The sequence below is a fragment of the Paenibacillus humicus NBRC 102415 genome, from assembly GCF_004000905.1.
In the GTDB taxonomy this organism is placed as follows: Bacteria; Bacillota; Bacilli; order Paenibacillales; family Paenibacillaceae; genus Paenibacillus_O; species Paenibacillus_O humicus.
Genome location: NZ_BIMD01000073.1, coordinates 1 through 17,604, shown reverse-complemented (window position 1 = coordinate 17,604; position 17,604 = coordinate 1). Strand labels below are relative to the sequence as shown.

Genomic DNA, 17,604 nt, shown 5'->3' with positions numbered 1-17,604 from the left:
CATGCAAGTAAGGCTTGGTAGCTCAGTTGGTAGAGCAAAGGACTGAAAATCCTTGTGTCGGCGGTTCGATTCCGTCCCAAGCCACCATTGGTTTTCTAAGTGAGCTATAAGGCGCATCTTAGAGCATTTGTGGAGGGCTAGCGAAGTGGCCAAACGCAGCAGACTGTAAATCTGTTCTCTGACGAGTTCGGTGGTTCGAATCCATCGCCCTCCACCACTTCATTTTTAAGAGCCATTAGCTCAGTTGGTAGAGCACCTGACTTTTAATCAGGGTGTCGAAGGTTCGAGTCCTTCATGGCTCACTTCTTCCCCAATAACTGAACCTTCCAAGCACAGACTCTGTCTGTGCTTTTTTGTTTTTCAACGGAAGAAAACATTTAAATCGCATTTCTGACTGGCTGATGGTTTTTTGCAAAGCTCGCTTGATGGTCTTGGCAAAGCTGGCATAATGATATTCGCAAGCTCGCTTGATGATATTCGCAAAGCTGGTTGACGTTCATTGAAAATACAGGTTAATTCATTGAGAATCAGGTTATTCCCATCGCAAACAGGCTCTGACCGTCGCAGAGGTTGGCGGGCAGGAATGCCTTCATGGTAAACTTGCTTATATGGCTGCATACGGCTTGCAAGGGCTGGTGCGCAGGAGGCGGGACATACGATGGCATCAGGAGAGTGGCTGGAAGAGCTGCGCGGCATTCTAGGAACAGATCTCGATATTCGCCAGTTCTCCGCGGCGCAGTGGCGGGACATGGCAGGCGGAGGCATCAAGGCGGAGCAGAATGGCAATTGGATTGTAGACAAGGATCGATTAGTGGTAAGGCTGGCCGGAGATGGAATCAAGGTCGAGTGCCTGGAAATCCACCGTACGGAGCCTCTATCGGAAACCGAGATTCGGCTTCTTCGCTTGACGTTGAAATACGCCAGGCCGGAACGTGCCTGGAACGTCAAGCCGGCTACGGGCATGGAGAAGACGGCAGCCGAATTGGGTCGATGGATCAATGGCCAGCTGGACAGCTCAAGACATGATCCGCTGCCGGCTTCGCTTGCCGAGGGAGGGCGGCTGTACGCCGAAATGATACCGATTCTGCTCGTGCGGGAATATCCCGGAGCGGCAGACGATTCCTACAGCGAGCTCGAGAAGCTGCTCCTGTCCTTCTTTCCGGAGGAAGTGCTCTTGATTCCGCTTCAGCGCAACGAATGGCTCATTCTGAGTCCGGTATCCCTGCTCAGGGATTCCCAGCTGGAAGGAACCGAAGAGGACGAATCGGAGGAGGAAAGCTTGAAATCCATCGGTCTCGGGCTTCATGAGATGCTGGCGAGCGAATGGCTGGGCGAATGCCATCTTGCGCTGTCGCTGCCGATGCAGCCTCTGAAGTCGCTTGTCGATAGCGCGGCGCTGCTGAAGGAAACGATCGAGCTTGGCCGGCGGTTCCATGTCGGTTCCAACCTTCATTTGCCTTGGCAGCTGAATCTCGAGAGGCTGCTCAGCGCCATCCCGGAACGGGAGCGCAGCAAGTTCATCGAGCAGACGCTCAGCCGGTCGGATTATTACATGGAGCCGGAGATCCTCACGACACTGGAGACATTTTTCGCCTTGGACTGCAATGTAAGCGAGACGGCGAAGAAGCTGTATATCCACCGGAATACCCTTCTTTACCGTTTGGACAAGCTGAAGCAGGAAACGGGACTGGACGTCAGGCTCTTCCGGGACGCCGTCATGGTGAAGATTATTCTGCTATTGGATAAAGTCACGAAAAGACCTTAGTTTTTTTGTAGGGTTTGTGCATAGTCATACGCTTACATTTTCGGTTAATATAGATTCATAAGATCATTCAACCGTAGAGGTATCACCTACTCACTCACATAGGGGGAAACAAACATGGCAGGCGTACGTTTAGAACATGTTTACAAGAAATACCCTGGATCCGACAACGCATCGGTAAAAGACATCAACCTGGACATCAAGGATAAGGAATTCCTCGTTCTGGTCGGTCCTTCCGGCTGCGGCAAATCCACGACGCTCCGCATGATCGCTGGTCTGGAGGAAATCTCCGAGGGCAAGCTGTTCATCGGCGATCGCCTTGTGAACGATGTCGCCCCTAAAGACCGCGACATCGCGATGGTATTCCAATCCTACGCCCTGTACCCGCACATGAACGTGTACCAGAACATGGCTTTCGGCCTGAAGCTGCGCAAGTTCAAAAAAGCGGACATCGATAAGCGCGTTCGCGAAGCGGCAAAAATTCTTGATATCGAACATCTTCTGGAGCGCAAGCCGAAAGCTCTCTCCGGCGGCCAACGCCAGCGTGTCGCCCTGGGCCGCGCTATCGTCCGCGAACCGCAAGTGTTCCTGATGGACGAACCGCTTTCCAACCTTGACGCCAAGCTCCGCGGCCAAATGCGCGCCGAGATCAGCAAGCTGACGAAACGTCTGGAAACGACGACGATCTACGTAACGCATGACCAGATCGAAGCCATGACGATGGGCGATCGCATCGTAGTCATGAAAGACGGCATTATTCAGCAAAACGCAACCCCGGATGAGCTTTACAATCACCCGGTGAACATCTTCGTAGCCGGATTTATCGGCGCGCCAGCGATGAACTTCATCACCGGTACGCTGAGCGAAGCAGGCGGCGCGCTGCGCTTCAAGGCTTCGGGTGTGGATGTTGTTCTTCCTGAAGGCAAAGCCAACGTCCTGCGCGACAAAGGCTTCGTAGGCAAAGAAGTCGTTCTGGGTGTTCGTCCTGAGGACCTGCACGAAGAGCCGGTCTTCCTGGAAGCATCGCCTAACAGCATCGTCAATGCCAACATCGAAGTGGCGGAGAACCTTGGCCACGAAATGTACCTGTACCTGAACGGAATCGGCAACGATACGGTTATCGCCCGCGTTGACGGACGTTCCGGCATGCGTGACGGCATAAGCGTCAAGCTCGCTCTGGATATGAACAAAGTTCATGTCTTCGACAAAGCGACGGAGCTGAACCTGTTCGAGAACTAATCCTAAAGATAAAAAAAGGCTGCCGATCATGGGAACATGATCGGCAGCCTTTTTGCATATAGGGCCAGGCCAGCATACTCTTGACGAGTGACCTTTATCCCGTTGTCGCAGAACTAATTTCACTATTAGAAAGAAACAGGCTTACTTCCGATAGGCATCAAGAACCTTGAGGGCATCTTTATTGAGCTGATCGACCGAAATAGAGCTTACCTTGCCGTCTGTCATCTGGTATTGGAGCTTGCGGGCCATAATGCGGTAGACGCTTTCGTTGAGCCGTGTGGCGGGTATCGATCCGTCGGCGGCAGCCTGCCGAAGCTTCTGCAGCACATGGATGATGTTGTCATTGCCATGCGAGACAATGACGATATCTCCGCCGGCCGATATGGTTCGGACAGCCGCATCTCCGACATCATAGTTTTCCAGGATGGCCCCCATGGTCAGATCGTCGCTGAACACAAGCCCGTTGAATTTCATCTTGTCCCGCAGCAGCCCGGTAATGACAGGCCTGGACATCGAAGCCGGGTACTCGGCGTCCAGCTTGGGCAGCAGAATATGAGCGACCATCACGGCGTCCGCTCCCTGGTCGATGGCCGCCTGGAACGGCGGAAGCTCCACCTCCTGCAGCCTGCTTAGACCGTTGCCGGTGACGGGAAGCTGCTTGTGGGAGTCGACCGAAGTATCTCCATGCCCCGGAAAATGCTTGAGGACGCCGAGGATGCCCTCCTTCTTGAATCCCAGCATGGCGGCAGTTCCCAGCTTGGTTACAAGCTGAGCGCTGCTGCCGTAAGAGCGGTCGCCGATGACCGGATTGTCGGGATTGCTGTTGACGTCGAGCACGGGAGCAAAGTCCACGGAAAAGCCGAATGCTTTGACCCTCCTCGCCAGCAACTGACTGACATCGCGTGCGTATTCGGCATTGGCTGACTTGCCGATGATGCCGTTGCTCGGTATTTTCTCGACCGATGCGGGCATCCGGGTCACTTTGCCGCCCTCTTCATCGACCCCGAGCATAAGCGGAAGATTTCCTTCCGCCTTGTTCAGAGCCTTGAGTCCATTGAGAAAATCGACGGTTCCTTGCAAAGTCTTCATATTGTCTCGGAAAAGGATGAAGCCCCCGACGCGGTAGTCCCGGACCAAAGTTTCGGCTTCTTTGTCCGGCTTGATGCCCTCCACGCCTGCGATGACCAGTTGTCCCACCTTCTCTTCCGTACTCATGGATCCGATTCGTCTGGCGATTTCCTGGCTTTGGGCATTACTTAGGCCTGCTACGGGCGGCCAGGAAACGGTGGACTCGTCCACAGCCCGAATCTGGGCCGGCGCAGCCGCGGCAGGCTGCATTCCGGCCGTTGATGCGAAGCCTGGATGGGAGGGTCCGTACTCGGACCATGCCGATCCGACAGCTGCAGCCGCAAGGGCAACGGCAATAAGAGCGGGCCGGGCGAAACGGCTCCGGCTGCCGCGGCGAATTCGTTTGGAGCGCATTTTTCCACCTCGCTTGATGGTAGTCTGCTAAATCCATTGTAATGGACGCAATGGATGGCGTAAATGTTGTGGATGCTCGCTACGTTGCGCTGATGCCCGTTTTCCTTTAGGATGGAACTAATAGGCAGAAGGCTCTACGAATTGCCCGCAAGCAACGTACATATGCCCTGGAACAGGGAAACATACAGGAGGGCCCTCATGGCTAAAAAAGTCAAGGTATCCGAATTGGTGCAGCCGTTTCAACTGGAGATTCTGGCAGGAGAAGACGGCATGCAGCGTATTATAACGACCGACGATCTGTACCGGCCCGCGCTGGAGATGGCCGGCTATTTCCATTATTACCCCAAAGAGCGGGTTCAATTGCTCGGCAAGACGGAACTTGCGTTCATCCAGACGCTGGACAGCCGTGAGCGCAAGGAAAGATTGGAGAAGCTGTGCAACGATGAGACGCCATGCATCATGCTCACCCGCGGATTGGAGCCGCCGCTCGAGCTGATCGAGCAAGCGGCGGAGAAGCATATTCCGGTGCTGCGAAGCCAGATTTCAACGACGATCTTCTCCAGCCGCCTGACCAACTTCCTGGAGCGCCGGCTTGCGCCGACAACGACGATCCATGGCGTCCTCGTGGATGTGTACGGCATGGGCATCCTCATTACAGGCGGCAGCGGCATCGGCAAAAGCGAGACGGCGCTCGAGCTCGTGAAGCGCGGCCACCGGCTTGTCGCGGACGATGCCGTCGAGATCAGGCAAACGTCGGACGGACAGCTGCACGGAACGGCTCCGGAGCTGATCCGGCATCTGTTGGAGATTCGGGGTCTCGGCATCATCAATGTGATGACGCTGTTCGGCGCGGGCGCCATCCGCAACAACAAGCGCATCAGCGTGGTCATCAAGCTCGAGAACTGGCAGCCGGAGAAGCAGTACGACCGTCTCGGCCTGGACGAGGAGACGACCCGCATCATCGAGACGGATGTTCCGCTCGTGACGGTTCCCGTCCGCCCTGGACGCAACCTTGCCGTCATCATCGAGGTCGCCGCGATGAACTACCGCTTGAAGCGGATGGGATACAACGCCGCGCTGCAGTTCACGAACAAGCTTACGGAAACGATCGCAGATGACATGGACGACTATGAATAAAGGTAATCTTCCTATGGAAAGAGGTCGGCAACGATGACGGAATATTCTCTTCGTATCAATCCCATAGCCTTCGAGCTTGGACCGATAACGGTCCATTGGTATGGAATCATTCTCGGACTGGGAGCTCTGATGGGACTGGTGCTGGCGATCCGGGAGGGCAGGCGCTTCGGCATCTCGTCCGATTTCTTCATGGACCTGCTGCTGCTCGGGGTTCCTTCCGCGATTATAGCGGCACGAGCTTATTTCGTCCTGTTCAAATGGGATTATTACCGCCAGCATCCGGGTGAGATCCTGGCGATCTGGAACGGCGGCATCGCGATCTACGGCGCCTTGATCGGCGCCATTATTTGCGCGATCTTCTATGTGCGCCGCAAAGGCCTCAATTTCTGGCGCATCGTCGATATATGCGCCCCGTCTCTGCTGATCGGCCAGATCATCGGCCGTTGGGGCAACTTCGTCAACCAGGAAGCCTACGGCGGTCCCGTCACGCGCCGGTTCCTGAGCGGCGAGCTGCATCTGCCGGACTGGATCGTGGACCAGATGTATGTAGAAAGCACCGGCCAGTTCCATCATCCGACCTTCTTGTACGAATCGGTGTGGAACATCATCGGCATCCTGCTTATCTTTGTCCTTCGCCGACGTCCTTGGGTGCGCGCCGGAGAAATGTTCTTCACCTACCTGATCTGGTATTCGATCGGCCGCTTCTTCATTGAGGGGCTGCGTACGGACAGCCTTGCCTTTGCAGGTCCCGCCTGGCTCGAATCGCTGATGAACGGCCTGTGGTCCCCGATGAAAATCCTGTTCGAACCGGGCTATCTGGATCCGGCCTATGGCAACGTCCGCAGTTCCCAGCTCATCGCGGTCCTCGCCATTCTGTTCTGCATCGTCATGATTATCGTCCGCCGGTCGACAGGACTTGCCGCGGAACGGTATTCCGACCCGGTCATCAACCGCAAGACCGGACTACCCGCCGGCGTAGAGCCGCAGGAGGCACAGCCCGTTTCCGAAGCAGTAAAGGAGAATCATCACGATGAAACCCATACGAAACCTACTGTTTGACTTGGACGGCACCATTCTCGACACGAATGAATTGATCATGCGCTCCTTCCTCCACGCGCTGCAGGGAGTTGTCCCCGCAGACTTCGGGCGGGAGCAGATGATTCCTTATATGGGCCTTACTCTGGTCGACCAGATGAAGCATTTCTCCGGTCAGGAAGAAACCTCGCATCTGATTTCCTTGTACCGGGAAATGAATATGAAGCTGCATGACGATCTCGTCGTGCCGTTTCCCCATACGGCCGAGGTGCTGGAGCGGCTCAAGGCCGCAGGCTTCAAGCTTGGCGTCGTCACGACGAAGATCCGCATGTCCACGGAAAAAGGACTTCGCCTGACGGGACTGCTGAATTATATGGATGCCATCGTAACGCTGGATGACGTGGACAACCCGAAGCCGCATCCGGAGCCGGTTCTGCGCGCCATGGAGATGCTGGGAGCGAAGCCGGAGGAGACGATGATGGTCGGCGACAGCGCCGTAGACATCCAGTCCGCTCTCGAGGCAGGGGCTGTGCCGGTCGGCGTCGCCTGGTCTCTGAAGGGAGAGGCGCTGCTGCGCGAATACGGAGCTGCCCATGTCCTGCAGGACATGAGGGATCTGTATGCTCTGCTCGGATTGGAGCAGGAGGCCCGGTGAGGAACGTCGAGCGTTATCCGACCGATGGGCCGAATGCGCTGTGGCAGGTATACCGAACCGTAAGCCGGTTCAAGGCGGTGCGCAACTTCGCCGCTATCCAGATCTCCCGCTATTGCCCCTCCCTGCCGGTCAAAAACTGGATCTACCGCCGGATTCTCGGCATGCGGGTCGGCAAGACGACGTCGTTCGCGCTCATGGTCATGGTGGACGTCTTCTTCCCTGAGCGGATCACAGTCGGGGACAACTGCATCATCGGCTACAATACGACCATCCTCACCCATGAATATTTGATCCATGAATATCGGCTGGGGGATGTCGTGATCGGCTCCAACGTCATGATCGGAGCGAATACGACGATCCTCCCGGGTGTGACGATCGGCGACGGCGCCGTCGTGGCCGCCGGTTCCCTGGTCCACCGGGACGTGCCTGCCGGCGCATTCGTAGGGGGGAATCCGTTCCGGATCATTCGGCAACAGGATTGGAATCCGGATATAGACAGGGCTTAGATGGGACTAGTCAGGCATAGGCAGGACAGAAACCAGGCATAGACTGGGGTTCGGCAGGACATAGCCAGGCATAGACCCGGCAAGGACAGGAATAGATCAGGCATAGGCAGGACATATTCAGGATTGAGGACAGGAAGCCAAGGCAACTTTTTGCGGACAGGACTCGTTTACAGGATTGGCCTCTGCCTTAGGATGCCAGTCCAACCTGCAAGGAGAGAACGCGATTGAGTACCGTCAAGCGGTTTTGGCTGCTGTCTGCTGTCCTGGCCTTCGTTCTGTGCCTGACGGCTGCCGGCGCGGCTGCCGTTCGCTACCGGGAGCACTTTCCGGCCGTCAAGCGCCTGCTGTCGGAAGCCCCTGCGATGAGCGAGGAGGCAGCCGGAGGGGAATATAAGGATTTGAAGCCCGGAGAACGGACGCCCAAGGGCATTTATTACCGCAACAAAGTCATTGTCCTGATGTACCATGATGTCCAGCCGACCCCTTCGGACACGAAGGCGCTGGCCTTGGACAAGCTGGAGCGGCAGCTCGAGCTGATGCGCGACAACAACTTCCATGTCATCAGCATGGATGAATACAAGGCTTTTATCCTGAAGCGCAAGCCGGTGCCCGATAACGCGGTACTGCTTACATTCGATGACGGCTACGAATCCTTTTACCGGTATGCGTATCCCGTCTTGCTCAAAAACGGGCTGACTGCGACCAACTTCGTCATCGCCGGCACAATCGGAAACCCCAAGCATGCCGGCGTGCCGAAGCTGACCTGGGAACAGATGAAAGCCATGCGCAAGCATGGCATGGATTTTTACAGCCATACATACGATTCCCATGCTTATGCGCCGGAGAATGCGAAGGGAAACAGGCTGGTGCCTCTTCTGGCCGGAAGGGTATACCGGAGCGATCTTGGCAGACGGGAGACGGAGAAAGAATACGAAAGCCGCATTCGCGAGGATCTGCACCATGCCAATCGGACGCTGCAGAAGGAGCTCGGCGTGCGCAACGATGTGCTCGCCTTTCCATACGGAGCCTTCTCTCGGCCGCTGCTCCGCACATGCAAGGAGCTCGGCATCAACGTGACGCTGACGGTGAAGCCGGGCATGAACGGTCCAGGAAGAGGGAACGGATTCCGGCTGAATGCCGGCGGAGCGGAGAACGATCCCGAGCTGCAGATCGAGCTTATGAAGCAGGCTCCCCGTCTAATCGGCCACAACCGCTATCAGCCTCCGGATCGGGCCTACCTGCTGCTGACGCTTCCTCTGCTCGTCATGTTTGTCGGCGCCCTATGGCTGCGGTCGGCCTGGGAGGTCATCATTCTGCGCCGCAAGAAGCTGTCTCTGCTTCCGGGGAAACCATCTTAGGAACAATCGCCGAGCGGGTGTTATGCCCGGCGAACCTTGCGGTCCGCCCATGGCGATCTCTGCGGTCCTCCTAAGCACCGTGCTCTTGCACGCTCATACGGTATGGCACGAGCCGCCCGAACCCGCAAGCATGGCGGTTCAGGCGGCTCGTGCCGGTTGACGGGAGAGACCGAATCATGATAGGATTACAAATACCTTTACTTTGGCAGTATGGTAACTTGGTAGCACATTAACTCACTAAAGTATGAAGCCAACTTACAAAAAGCGAATGCTTGGAGCCGATTGCTTCGAGCGTCTGTTTATATTAGGAGACCAAACCGATGTCCAAACCAAAAGTATTTGAAAAACCGGTAGGCGTCAAGGACTATCTCCCCCATGCCGTATCCAAGCTCAGACAGATCGAAAGCAGCGTGCTGAGCTGCATGGAACGCTGGGGCTACGATCAGATCATGACTCCTACGCTGGAATATTACGACACTGTCGGCGTCGCCAGCTCGACATCCGATCAGCGGCTGTTCAAGCTGCTGAACAACCGCGGCACGACGCTCGTGCTTCGTTCCGATATGACCGCGCCGATCGCGCGTGTCGTATCCTCTCTGCTGCGGGAACAGCCGTTTCCGCTGCGCCTTTCCTATCATTCCAGCATATTCCGAGCGTTCGAGAACGAAGCGGGACGGGATGCGGAGTTTTTCCAGACCGGCGTCGAGCTGGTCGGAGACGCTTCGGCCGAAGCGGATGCCGAGGTCATCGCCCTTGCGATCGCCTCCCTGCAGGCCGCTGGCGTCGAGAAGTTCCGCATCGCGGTCGGCCATGTGGGCTTTCTGAACGGATTGCTGGAAGAGCTGCTGCCCGGACGGGCGGAATGCCAGGGCAAGCTCAAGGATTATCTGCTCAACCGGGACCATGTCGGGTACCGGGACCAGCTTGGAAGACTGGGGATGACCGAGCAGGTCCAGCAGGAGCTGAAGGGGCTGCTCCGCCTTCGCGGCGGCCAGGAAATCTGCACGCAGGCGATGAGCCTGACGCCGAATGCCACAGCCCAAGAGTCGATTCGCCATCTTTGCGAGATATGGGATGTGCTCGAGGCGTACGGCGTGAGCGAGCATGTGCTGATCGACCTGACGATGATCGGAGATTTTTCGTATTATACGGGCATGACCTTCGAGGGTTATGCGGCGGATCTCGGATTTCCCGTCGTCGGAGGCGGGCGGTACGACAACCTTCTCCAGCAGTTCGGGCGCCCGGCGCCGGCTACCGGCTTCGCGGTCAAGACGACGCGGGTGCTGGAGCTGGTCGGCGAGGAGCAGGAAGCTCCGCGCCGGATTCTGATCGGCTACGACGGCACGGGGCGCGAACGCGCTCTTGCCGAAGCGATCCGGCTAAGAGGGCAAGGAGCGGCAGTCGTGACGGCCCGCATGGAGGCTCCGGGAATCCGCCATGGCGAAGCCCGGGGCAGCGAAGAGCCGGAGCGCACCGCACGGAGGCTTGCCGACGGCGAGTCCGTGAAATTCGGCGGCTTGGTGTATGGGACGTTCCTGCCCTTCTTTGACGGGAACCAAGAGGAGGGGGACGAGCGATGAGGACGGACGGCAGGACAGAAGGCGATATTCTCAAAGTCGCGATGCCGAAAGGACGCATCTACAAGCAAGCCTCCCGGCTGTTCCGGGAAGCGGGCCTCCTTATCAACGAAGAGGTCGACGAATCGAGGAAGCTGATCGTCGAAGTGCCGGAAGCGCGCATGGAATTCATCATGGCCAAGCCGGTCGACGTGCCGACGTATGTGGAATATGGCGTCGCTGATATCGGTGTCGTCGGCAAGGACGTGCTGATGGAGGAAAACAAGGACGTCTACGAGCTGCTTGATCTGGGCATCGCCCGCTGCCGCATGTCGGTCATCGGGCTGCCGGACTGGAAGCCGGTCATCAATCCGCGCGTCGCGACGAAATATCCTGCGGTAGCCTCCCAGTATTTCCGGGAGCGCGGCCAGCAGGTCGAGGTGATCAAGCTGAACGGATCCATCGAGCTGGCTCCTCTGATCGGCCTGGCCGACCGGATCGTCGACATGGTGGAAACCGGACAGACGCTGCGCGACAACGGGCTTGTGGAAATGGAAGAAATTTTTAGCATCACGAGCAGGCTGATCGCCAACCGCGTCAGCTACCGCATGAAGAACGATGCGATCCAGAGCCTTTGCGACCGCCTTCAGGCGGCATTGGGCGCGAAGGCTTAGAGGGCCGGTTGAGAATCATCGGTCCAAGCAGCTATTCACCAAACCGATTCAGACGGAGGAATGGCGATGACGGCAATCAAGGCAGTGGTCTTCGATTTTGACGGACTGATTCTGGATACGGAGACGCCCTCTTACGAGGCGTTTGATCGGGTATACCGCGAGCATGGGGCAGAGCTTCCGCTGGAAATGTTCGCCCGCTGCGTGGGCACTTCCTTTGCGGCATTCGACCCCTATGCTTATCTGGAAGAAATCCTGGGCAAGCCGCTGGAGAGAGAACTCATTGAAACCCGGTACAAGGAGATCTATTCGGCCATCGTCCAGGAGTCTTCGATTCTGCCGGGAGTCCGGGAGAATCTGGCGCGCGCCCGCGAGCTTGGGCTCGCCGTCGGCCTGGCGTCCAGCTCTTCCTGGGGCTGGATCGAGCCTTTGCTCACGAGGCATGGACTGTTGGACCGCTTCGATTCCTTCCAGACGAAGGATAAAGTGAAGCGGATCAAGCCGGATCCGGAGCTGTACCTCGCCTCGCTGTCGGAGCTTGGCGTCCACGGACATGAGGCCGTGTCGTTCGAAGACTCGCTCAACGGCTTCACGGCTGCCCGCGCTGCCGGCATGCGGACGGTAGTGATCCCGAACTCCGTCACGCGTCATTTGACGTTCAGCGGAGCCGACTTGCAGCTGGAGTCCATGGCGGATCTGACGCTGGACTCGCTTTTGGAGCGTCTGGATTCGCCGCAGCCTTGAGGAGAGGCGCCTGGGAACAGGCTGGATGCCAGACTCGGACGGGCAGCGACAAGGATAGAGAGGAGAACGCTGTATGCGCATAATGCGGGCGGAGCAGTTCAAATTGACCCGGGAAGTGGAATATGGAACCCCGGAACAGAATGAGTCGGTGCGGAGCACGGTGGAAGCTCTCCGGACGCGCGGCGATGAAGCGCTGCTGGAGCTGACGGAAAAATACGACGGCGTGTCTCTCTCGGCGTCGGACCTGCGGGTGACGGAAGAGGAGATCCAAGCCGCCTACAGCCGGGTGGAGCCGGATTTCCTGGACGCCATTCGCGGCGCGGCTGCGAATATCCGCCGCTACCATGAGCGCCAGCGGCGCCAGTCCTGGATGGACGTGCAGCCGGACGGCACCGTGCTGGGCCAAGTGCTGCGCCCCTTGAAGCGGGTAGGCGTCTATGTGCCGGGAGGCAAAGCCGCCTATCCGTCCTCCGTGCTGATGAACGTCATTCCGGCGCAGGTCGCCGGCGTGCCTGAGATCGTTATGGTCACGCCGCCGGCGACGGGAGGCAAAGCGGGCGTCGACCCGTACATCCTCGTTGCGGCAGCGGAAGCCGGCGTCAAGGAGATGTACCGCGTCGGCGGAGCGCAGGCGATCGCCGCGCTTGCCTACGGCACGGAGAGCATCCCGCCGGTGGACAAAATCTGCGGCCCGGGCAACATCTATGTGGCTCTCGCCAAGCGCGCCGTGTACGGCGCTGTCGATATCGACAGCATCGCCGGGCCGAGCGAGATCGCCGTGCTGGCCGACGATACGGCCGAGCCGGCCTATGTCGCAGCCGACCTGCTGTCGCAGGCGGAGCATGACGAGATGGCGTCGAGCATTCTCATTACGCCGTCGAGAGGGCTTGCCGAGGCCGTTGCCGCTGAAGTGGAGCGCCAGCTGGCGCTGCTTCCGCGCGCCGCGATCGCAAGGGAATCCATCGACCGCCATGGAGCGATTCTGCTGGTCGACTCCATCGCAGCCGGCGTGGACATCGTCAACCGGCTCGCGCCGGAGCATCTGGAGGTGCTGACCGCCGATCCGATGGCGCTGCTCGGCTCGATCGAGAACGCCGGAGCGATCTTCCTCGGGCCGTACAGCTCGGAGCCCGTAGGCGATTACTACGCGGGGCCGAACCATATCATCCCGACCAACGGAACGGCGAGGTTCAGCTCTCCGGTCAATGTGGACGACTTCATCAAAAAATCGAGCCTGATCTCCTACAGCCGCGAAGCGCTGCTGCGGGACGGCCAAGCCATCATGACGCTGGCCCGGCACGAAGGACTGGAAGGCCACGCCCGCGCGATCGAAGTGCGTTTGGAGCGGGAAGCTGCATCTGCCGCAGAAGCGGCGAACCAAGCTACGGACGGAAAGAGGGATTAGATCATGGCACAAGAAGACAACAGGCAGCAAGAAGAACGCCGAGCCGAGGTGGCGCGCAAGACGAACGAAACCGACATCAAGCTCGCGTTCAGCGTGGATGGAAGCGGCCGTTCGGAGATCGAGACGGATGTTCCTTTCCTGAACCATATGCTGGATCTGTTCACGAAGCACGGGCAGTTCGATCTGAAGGTCGAAGCGCGCGGCGACGTCGATATCGACGACCATCACACGGTGGAGGATATCGGCATCTGCCTCGGACAGACGCTGCGGGAGGCGCTTGGCGACAAGCGGGGAATCAAGCGTTACGCAAGCGTGTTCGTCCCGATGGACGAAGCTCTTGCCCAGGTCGTCATCGATCTCAGCAACAGGCCGCATTTCGAGTATCGGGCGGAGTATCCTTCCCAGCAGGTGGGCAGCTTCTCTACGGAGCTCGTGCATGAATTCCTGTGGAAGCTGGCGCTTGAGGGCCGCTTCACTCTCCACGTCATCGTTCATTACGGCAAAAACACGCATCATATGATCGAAGCGGTGTTCAAAGCGCTTGGACGCGCCTTGGACGAGGCGACCTCCATCGACCCGCGCGTGCAGGGAGTGCCTTCGACGAAGGGCGTGCTGTAGATGATCGCGATCATCGATTACGGCCTCGGCAATCTGCACAGCGTCAGCAAAGCGGTGGAGCGGCTCGGATTCAAAGCCGTCGTGACCGCGGACAGGAACGAGATTCTTGAAGCGGATGCCGCCATCCTTCCCGGCGTCGGCGCTTTTGGGGATGCGATGGCCTATCTGCGGGAGACCGGCATGGACGATGCAACGCGGGCTTACGCGGCTTCGGGCAAGCCGCTGCTCGGCATCTGCCTCGGCATGCAGCTGCTGTTCGCCGAGGGCGAGGAGCATGGCAGCCATGAAGGGCTTGGCTTGCTGCCGGGCCGGGTCGTACGTTTCGAGGGAGACTACAAGATTCCTCATATGGGCTGGAACCGCTTGGATTTCCTGCGGCCAAGCCCGCTGACGGCAGGTCTGGAGGAGGGGCATGTCTATTTCGTCCATTCCTATCATGTCCATGTCGGAGAAGAAAGCCACCTGGTCGCGACGGCCGACTACTATCAGCCGGTTACGGCCATCGTAGAGCGCGGCAATGTATACGGCATGCAGTTTCACCCGGAAAAAAGCGGCGAGCTCGGCATGAGCCTGCTGCGCAATTTCCTCGGCCTGGCTCGCGGATAAGCCGCAAGCCGAAAATGAGGCAACCGGGCAGCCTTGAACAGAGCCGCTGTTCGAGTTTCCTGGGCTTGGCTCGCGGATAAGCCGCAATTCGGAAATGAGGCAACCGGGCAGCGCTTGATAGAGAAGCATTTTCGAACTTCGTCAGCCTGACTCTTGAACAAGCCGTCTGGCCGGAGTCATCATCCGTTTCGGCAAGCCTGCGGCTTGCCCATCTCATTTGTGGAGGAATCAACCTTTATGTCCAAGTTCACCATCTACCCGGCCATCGATATTCGCGGCGGCCGTGCCGTCCGTCTCGTCCAAGGCGACTACAGTCAGGAGACGGTCTACAACGACAGTCCCGTGAACGCTGCGCTGGAATGGCAGGCGCAAGGAGCGTCCTGGATCCATCTCGTCGATCTGGACGGAGCCAAGGCGGGACATCCCGTGAATGCGGAGCTGATCGGGCAGATCGCGGCCGCGGTCGACGTTCCGGTGCAGCTCGGCGGAGGCCTTCGCACGGAAGCCGATGTGGAGCGGCTGCTCGGGCTTGGAGTCGAGCGGATCATTCTCGGCACGGCGGCGATTGAAGACCGCGCTTTTGTGGAGAGAGTGCTTGCCCGGCACGGAGACCGGGTAGCGATCGGCATCGATGCCCGCGACGGACGGGTCGCGACGCGCGGATGGCTGGAGACGTCCGAGGTCCGGGCGGAGGAGCTGGCGCGGGAGCTGGCGGCGAAAGGCGCGGCGGCATTCATCTTCACGGATATTTCCCGCGATGGAATGATGGAAGGGCCGAACGTCGAGGCGATCCGTTCGCTGGCGGCGTATTCCGGAGCCGATGTCATTGCTTCGGGCGGAGTCAGCCGGATCGAGGATCTGCGCGCGCTGGCGGCCTACAAGGAGGAGGGCATCAGCGGAGCCATCGTTGGAAAAGCCCTGTATACCGGGGCGATAGCGCTATCCGATGCCGTCCGCGAGCTGAACTAGCCGCAGAGATCGATTTTCAGAAAAGAGGTAGCGCCTATGTTAGCCAAACGCATCATCCCATGCCTGGACGTGAAGGACGGACGCGTCGTCAAGGGCGTCAACTTCGTCAATCTCCGCGACGCGGGCGATCCGGTCGAGCTGGCGGCGCTTTATGACCGCGAAGGCGCCGACGAGCTCGTCTTTCTCGACATATCCGCCTCCGTCGAAGGCAGAGCGACGATGATCGAGGTCGTCCGGCGTACGGCTGGGGAAATTACAATTCCGTTCACGGTGGGCGGGGGGATTTCCCAGGTCGACGACATGAAGCGGATTCTCCGCGCGGGAGCGGACAAGATCGGCATCAACACGGCGGCGGTGCTCAATCCGCGGCTGATTTCCGACGGAGCGCGGCGCTTCGGCTCCCAGTGCATCGTCGTTGCGGTCGACGCCAAGTTCAATTCGGAGTGGGGAGAATGGGAAGTCTACACTCACGGCGGCCGCAAGGCTTCCGGCATTCGTGCGCTGGAATGGGTCAGGCAGGCCGAGTCCCTCGGTGCGGGGGAGCTTCTTTTGACCAGCATGGATGCCGACGGCACGAAGGACGGATTCGACATCGCGCTGACCCGTGCCGTCTCGGATGCGGCAGGCATTCCGGTCATCGCCTCCGGCGGCGCCGGGCGGACGGAGCATTTCGGCGAAGTGTTCCGCGAAGGACGCGCCGATGCGGGGCTTGCGGCGACGATCTTCCATTATAAGGAGCTGACGGTCGCGGCGGTCAAGGATGAGCTGCGCAGGGAAGGAGTCGAGGTCCGATGAGCGGCAAGGAAATTCCGCGCGGGACGGCGGATGCCGCCGATCTCAGCGCCATCAACTATGATGCGGCGGGGCTTGTTCCGGCTATCGTGCAGGACGCGGTATCCAAGGAAGTGCTGATGCTCGCCTACATGAACGAAGAGTCATTGCGCCTTTCGCTGGAAAGCGGCGAAACCTGGTTCTGGAGCCGCTCCCGCAGCGAGCTGTGGCATAAGGGCGCGACGAGCGGCCATACGCAGCGGATCCGCTCGCTTAGCTACGACTGCGACGGAGACACTCTGTTGGTTCTCGTGGATCAGAAGGGGCCGGCCTGCCATACGGGCAAATACAGCTGCTTCCACAATCCGCTTCCGGTAGCGGGCGCTGGAGGAGATTCCGTGCCTGCTGAGGGGAGCCGCTTCGACATGCTCGGCGAACTGGAGCGGACGATCTCGGAGCGGTATGCGGAGCGGCCCGAAGGAGCCTACACGTCCTACCTGTTCGAGAAGGGGCTGGACAAGATCCTCAAGAAGTTCGGCGAGGAGAGCATCGAGGTGGTCATCGCGGCCAAAAACGGCGACAATGCCGAGCTTGGCTCCGAGGCGGGCGACCTGCTCTTCCATTTGATGGTTCTGCTTCGCGAACGCGGGCTTCCGCTGGACTCTGTCATGGAAGTCCTTCGCGAGCGGCATGGCAAGCCGACGACGAACAAGATGAACCGTTGACATTCGGCCCGCTCGCTTTTTGCGATGCGGGCTGCTGTTGTAGCTGAAGGGCGGCTTCGCGGCTGACTAATGCTGGGAGAGCGTCGCTCCGCGGGCATGCCGTAGAAGATCGCTCCGCGGCTGACCAATGCTGGTAGAGCGTCGCTCCGCGGCCATGCCGTAGAAGATCGCTTCGCGGCTGACCAATGCTGGGAGAGCGTCGCTCCGCCGGCATACCGTAGAAGATCGCTTCGCGGCTGACCATTCTTCCGATCGCTGTTGAAGTCGTATTCCTTTTAATGGGTTTAAAATTGGCTGGAATACTCCTTCAAAGGCGAACGCTGACGCTTCTACAGAACGGTCAATCCGCTGACGCTAAACTGCGG

At 58.8% G+C, this 17,604-nt stretch carries 17 protein-coding genes and 3 tRNA genes; 19 read left to right on the top strand and 1 reads right to left on the bottom strand.

Features of this window, described 5'->3' with window-relative positions; genetic code table 11:
- The first annotated feature begins 11 nt into the window (after window positions 1–11).
- The 5 genes from PHU01S_RS24375 (at window position 12) to PHU01S_RS24355 (ending at window position 3,001) form a co-directional block, all read left to right on the top strand.
- Window positions 12–87 (top strand) — tRNA-Phe (locus PHU01S_RS24375).
- 44 nt (window positions 88–131) lie between these two features.
- Window positions 132–217: transfer RNA gene (locus tag PHU01S_RS24370), tRNA-Tyr, on the top strand.
- Between the two features lie 12 nt (window positions 218–229).
- A tRNA-Lys gene (locus PHU01S_RS24365) sits at window positions 230–302 on the top strand.
- A gap of 356 nt (window positions 303–658) precedes the next feature.
- Window positions 659–1,765, top strand: a complete 1,107-nt coding sequence (locus PHU01S_RS24360; protein WP_048748383.1) for a PucR family transcriptional regulator — start codon at window positions 659–661, stop codon at window positions 1,763–1,765.
- A gap of 114 nt (window positions 1,766–1,879) precedes the next feature.
- Window positions 1,880–3,001, top strand: a complete 1,122-nt coding sequence (locus tag PHU01S_RS24355; RefSeq protein ID WP_048748382.1) for an ABC transporter ATP-binding protein — start codon at window positions 1,880–1,882, stop codon at window positions 2,999–3,001.
- 141 nt (window positions 3,002–3,142) lie between these two features.
- On the opposite strand, the gene nagZ is transcribed toward PHU01S_RS24355, so the two are convergent.
- A complete protein-coding gene (gene nagZ / locus PHU01S_RS24350; RefSeq protein WP_048748381.1) occupies window positions 3,143–4,483 on the bottom strand; it encodes a beta-N-acetylhexosaminidase in 1,341 nt (446 codons plus the stop codon).
- A 198-nt stretch (window positions 4,484–4,681) separates the two neighbouring features.
- Here nagZ and hprK point away from each other — a divergent pair, with 198 nt between their 5' ends.
- From hprK to hisIE, 14 genes are all read left to right on the top strand, one after another.
- Window positions 4,682–5,620, top strand: coding sequence for an HPr(Ser) kinase/phosphatase (hprK, locus tag PHU01S_RS24345; protein WP_048748380.1), 939 nt, complete (start codon window positions 4,682–4,684; stop codon window positions 5,618–5,620).
- Between the two features lie 33 nt (window positions 5,621–5,653).
- Entirely contained in the window at window positions 5,654–6,679 is a 1,026-nt protein-coding gene (gene lgt, locus PHU01S_RS24340) for a prolipoprotein diacylglyceryl transferase (protein WP_021879911.1), read from the top strand.
- Window positions 6,651–7,310 carry a pyrophosphatase PpaX gene (gene ppaX, locus PHU01S_RS24335; RefSeq protein ID WP_127510320.1) on the top strand — a complete coding sequence of 220 codons (660 nt, stop codon included), beginning with the start codon at window positions 6,651–6,653 and terminating at the stop codon, window positions 7,308–7,310. The genes lgt and ppaX overlap by 29 nt, the downstream gene beginning before the upstream one ends.
- Window positions 7,307–7,816 (top strand): acyltransferase, encoded by a 510-nt coding sequence (locus PHU01S_RS24330; protein WP_127510318.1) that lies wholly within the window; start codon window positions 7,307–7,309, stop codon window positions 7,814–7,816. The genes ppaX and PHU01S_RS24330 overlap by 4 nt, the downstream gene beginning before the upstream one ends.
- 224 nt (window positions 7,817–8,040) lie before the next feature.
- Window positions 8,041–9,174 carry a polysaccharide deacetylase family protein gene (locus PHU01S_RS24325; protein ID WP_127510316.1) on the top strand — a complete coding sequence of 378 codons (1,134 nt, stop codon included), beginning with the start codon at window positions 8,041–8,043 and terminating at the stop codon, window positions 9,172–9,174.
- Between the two features lie 320 nt (window positions 9,175–9,494).
- On the top strand, window positions 9,495–10,754 hold the full coding sequence (locus tag PHU01S_RS24320; protein ID WP_127510314.1) for an ATP phosphoribosyltransferase regulatory subunit: 1,260 nt from the start codon (window positions 9,495–9,497) through the stop codon (window positions 10,752–10,754).
- Window positions 10,751–11,404 carry an ATP phosphoribosyltransferase gene (gene hisG, locus PHU01S_RS24315; protein ID WP_021879915.1) on the top strand — a complete coding sequence of 218 codons (654 nt, stop codon included), beginning with the start codon at window positions 10,751–10,753 and terminating at the stop codon, window positions 11,402–11,404. Before PHU01S_RS24320 ends, hisG begins: the two co-directional genes overlap by 4 nt.
- Before the next feature lie 66 nt (window positions 11,405–11,470).
- A complete protein-coding gene (locus PHU01S_RS24310) occupies window positions 11,471–12,145 on the top strand; it encodes an HAD family hydrolase (protein WP_048748377.1) in 675 nt (224 codons plus the stop codon).
- A gap of 73 nt (window positions 12,146–12,218) precedes the next feature.
- A complete protein-coding gene (gene hisD, locus PHU01S_RS24305) occupies window positions 12,219–13,550 on the top strand; it encodes a histidinol dehydrogenase (protein ID WP_021879917.1) in 1,332 nt (443 codons plus the stop codon).
- Between the two features lie 3 nt (window positions 13,551–13,553).
- Entirely contained in the window at window positions 13,554–14,168 is a 615-nt protein-coding gene (gene hisB, locus PHU01S_RS24300) for an imidazoleglycerol-phosphate dehydratase HisB (RefSeq protein ID WP_048748376.1), read from the top strand.
- Window positions 14,169–14,774: an imidazole glycerol phosphate synthase subunit HisH gene (gene hisH, locus PHU01S_RS24295; RefSeq protein WP_021879919.1), complete on the top strand. Its 606-nt coding sequence runs from the start codon at window positions 14,169–14,171 to the stop codon at window positions 14,772–14,774.
- A 237-nt stretch (window positions 14,775–15,011) separates the two neighbouring features.
- A complete protein-coding gene (hisA, locus tag PHU01S_RS24290; RefSeq protein ID WP_048748375.1) occupies window positions 15,012–15,743 on the top strand; it encodes a 1-(5-phosphoribosyl)-5-[(5-phosphoribosylamino)methylideneamino]imidazole-4-carboxamide isomerase in 732 nt (243 codons plus the stop codon).
- A gap of 36 nt (window positions 15,744–15,779) precedes the next feature.
- Window positions 15,780–16,538 carry an imidazole glycerol phosphate synthase subunit HisF gene (gene hisF, locus PHU01S_RS24285; protein WP_048748374.1) on the top strand — a complete coding sequence of 253 codons (759 nt, stop codon included), beginning with the start codon at window positions 15,780–15,782 and terminating at the stop codon, window positions 16,536–16,538.
- Entirely contained in the window at window positions 16,535–17,239 is a 705-nt protein-coding gene (gene hisIE / locus PHU01S_RS24280; RefSeq protein ID WP_048748373.1) for a bifunctional phosphoribosyl-AMP cyclohydrolase/phosphoribosyl-ATP diphosphatase HisIE, read from the top strand. Before hisF ends, hisIE begins: the two co-directional genes overlap by 4 nt.
- Window positions 17,240–17,604: the final 365 nt, after the last annotated feature.

Coding starts and splice junctions, on each gene's coding strand:
- PHU01S_RS24355 (WP_048748382.1), top strand. CDS start 1,880: ATGGCAGGCGTACGTTTAGAACATGTTTACAAGAAATACCCTGGATCC.
- PHU01S_RS24320 (WP_127510314.1), top strand. CDS start 9,495: ATGTCCAAACCAAAAGTATTTGAAAAACCGGTAGGCGTCAAGGACTAT.
- hisH (WP_021879919.1), top strand. CDS start 14,169: ATGATCGCGATCATCGATTACGGCCTCGGCAATCTGCACAGCGTCAGC.
- hisIE (WP_048748373.1), top strand. CDS start 16,535: ATGAGCGGCAAGGAAATTCCGCGCGGGACGGCGGATGCCGCCGATCTC.
- ppaX (WP_127510320.1), top strand. CDS start 6,651: ATGAAACCCATACGAAACCTACTGTTTGACTTGGACGGCACCATTCTC.
- hisA (WP_048748375.1), top strand. CDS start 15,012: ATGTCCAAGTTCACCATCTACCCGGCCATCGATATTCGCGGCGGCCGT.
- hisD (WP_021879917.1), top strand. CDS start 12,219: ATGCGCATAATGCGGGCGGAGCAGTTCAAATTGACCCGGGAAGTGGAA.
- nagZ (WP_048748381.1), bottom strand. CDS start 4,483: ATGCGCTCCAAACGAATTCGCCGCGGCAGCCGGAGCCGTTTCGCCCGG.
- PHU01S_RS24360 (WP_048748383.1), top strand. CDS start 659: ATGGCATCAGGAGAGTGGCTGGAAGAGCTGCGCGGCATTCTAGGAACA.
- hprK (WP_048748380.1), top strand. CDS start 4,682: ATGGCTAAAAAAGTCAAGGTATCCGAATTGGTGCAGCCGTTTCAACTG.
- PHU01S_RS24310 (WP_048748377.1), top strand. CDS start 11,471: ATGACGGCAATCAAGGCAGTGGTCTTCGATTTTGACGGACTGATTCTG.
- hisG (WP_021879915.1), top strand. CDS start 10,751: ATGAGGACGGACGGCAGGACAGAAGGCGATATTCTCAAAGTCGCGATG.
- hisF (WP_048748374.1), top strand. CDS start 15,780: ATGTTAGCCAAACGCATCATCCCATGCCTGGACGTGAAGGACGGACGC.
- hisB (WP_048748376.1), top strand. CDS start 13,554: ATGGCACAAGAAGACAACAGGCAGCAAGAAGAACGCCGAGCCGAGGTG.
- lgt (WP_021879911.1), top strand. CDS start 5,654: ATGACGGAATATTCTCTTCGTATCAATCCCATAGCCTTCGAGCTTGGA.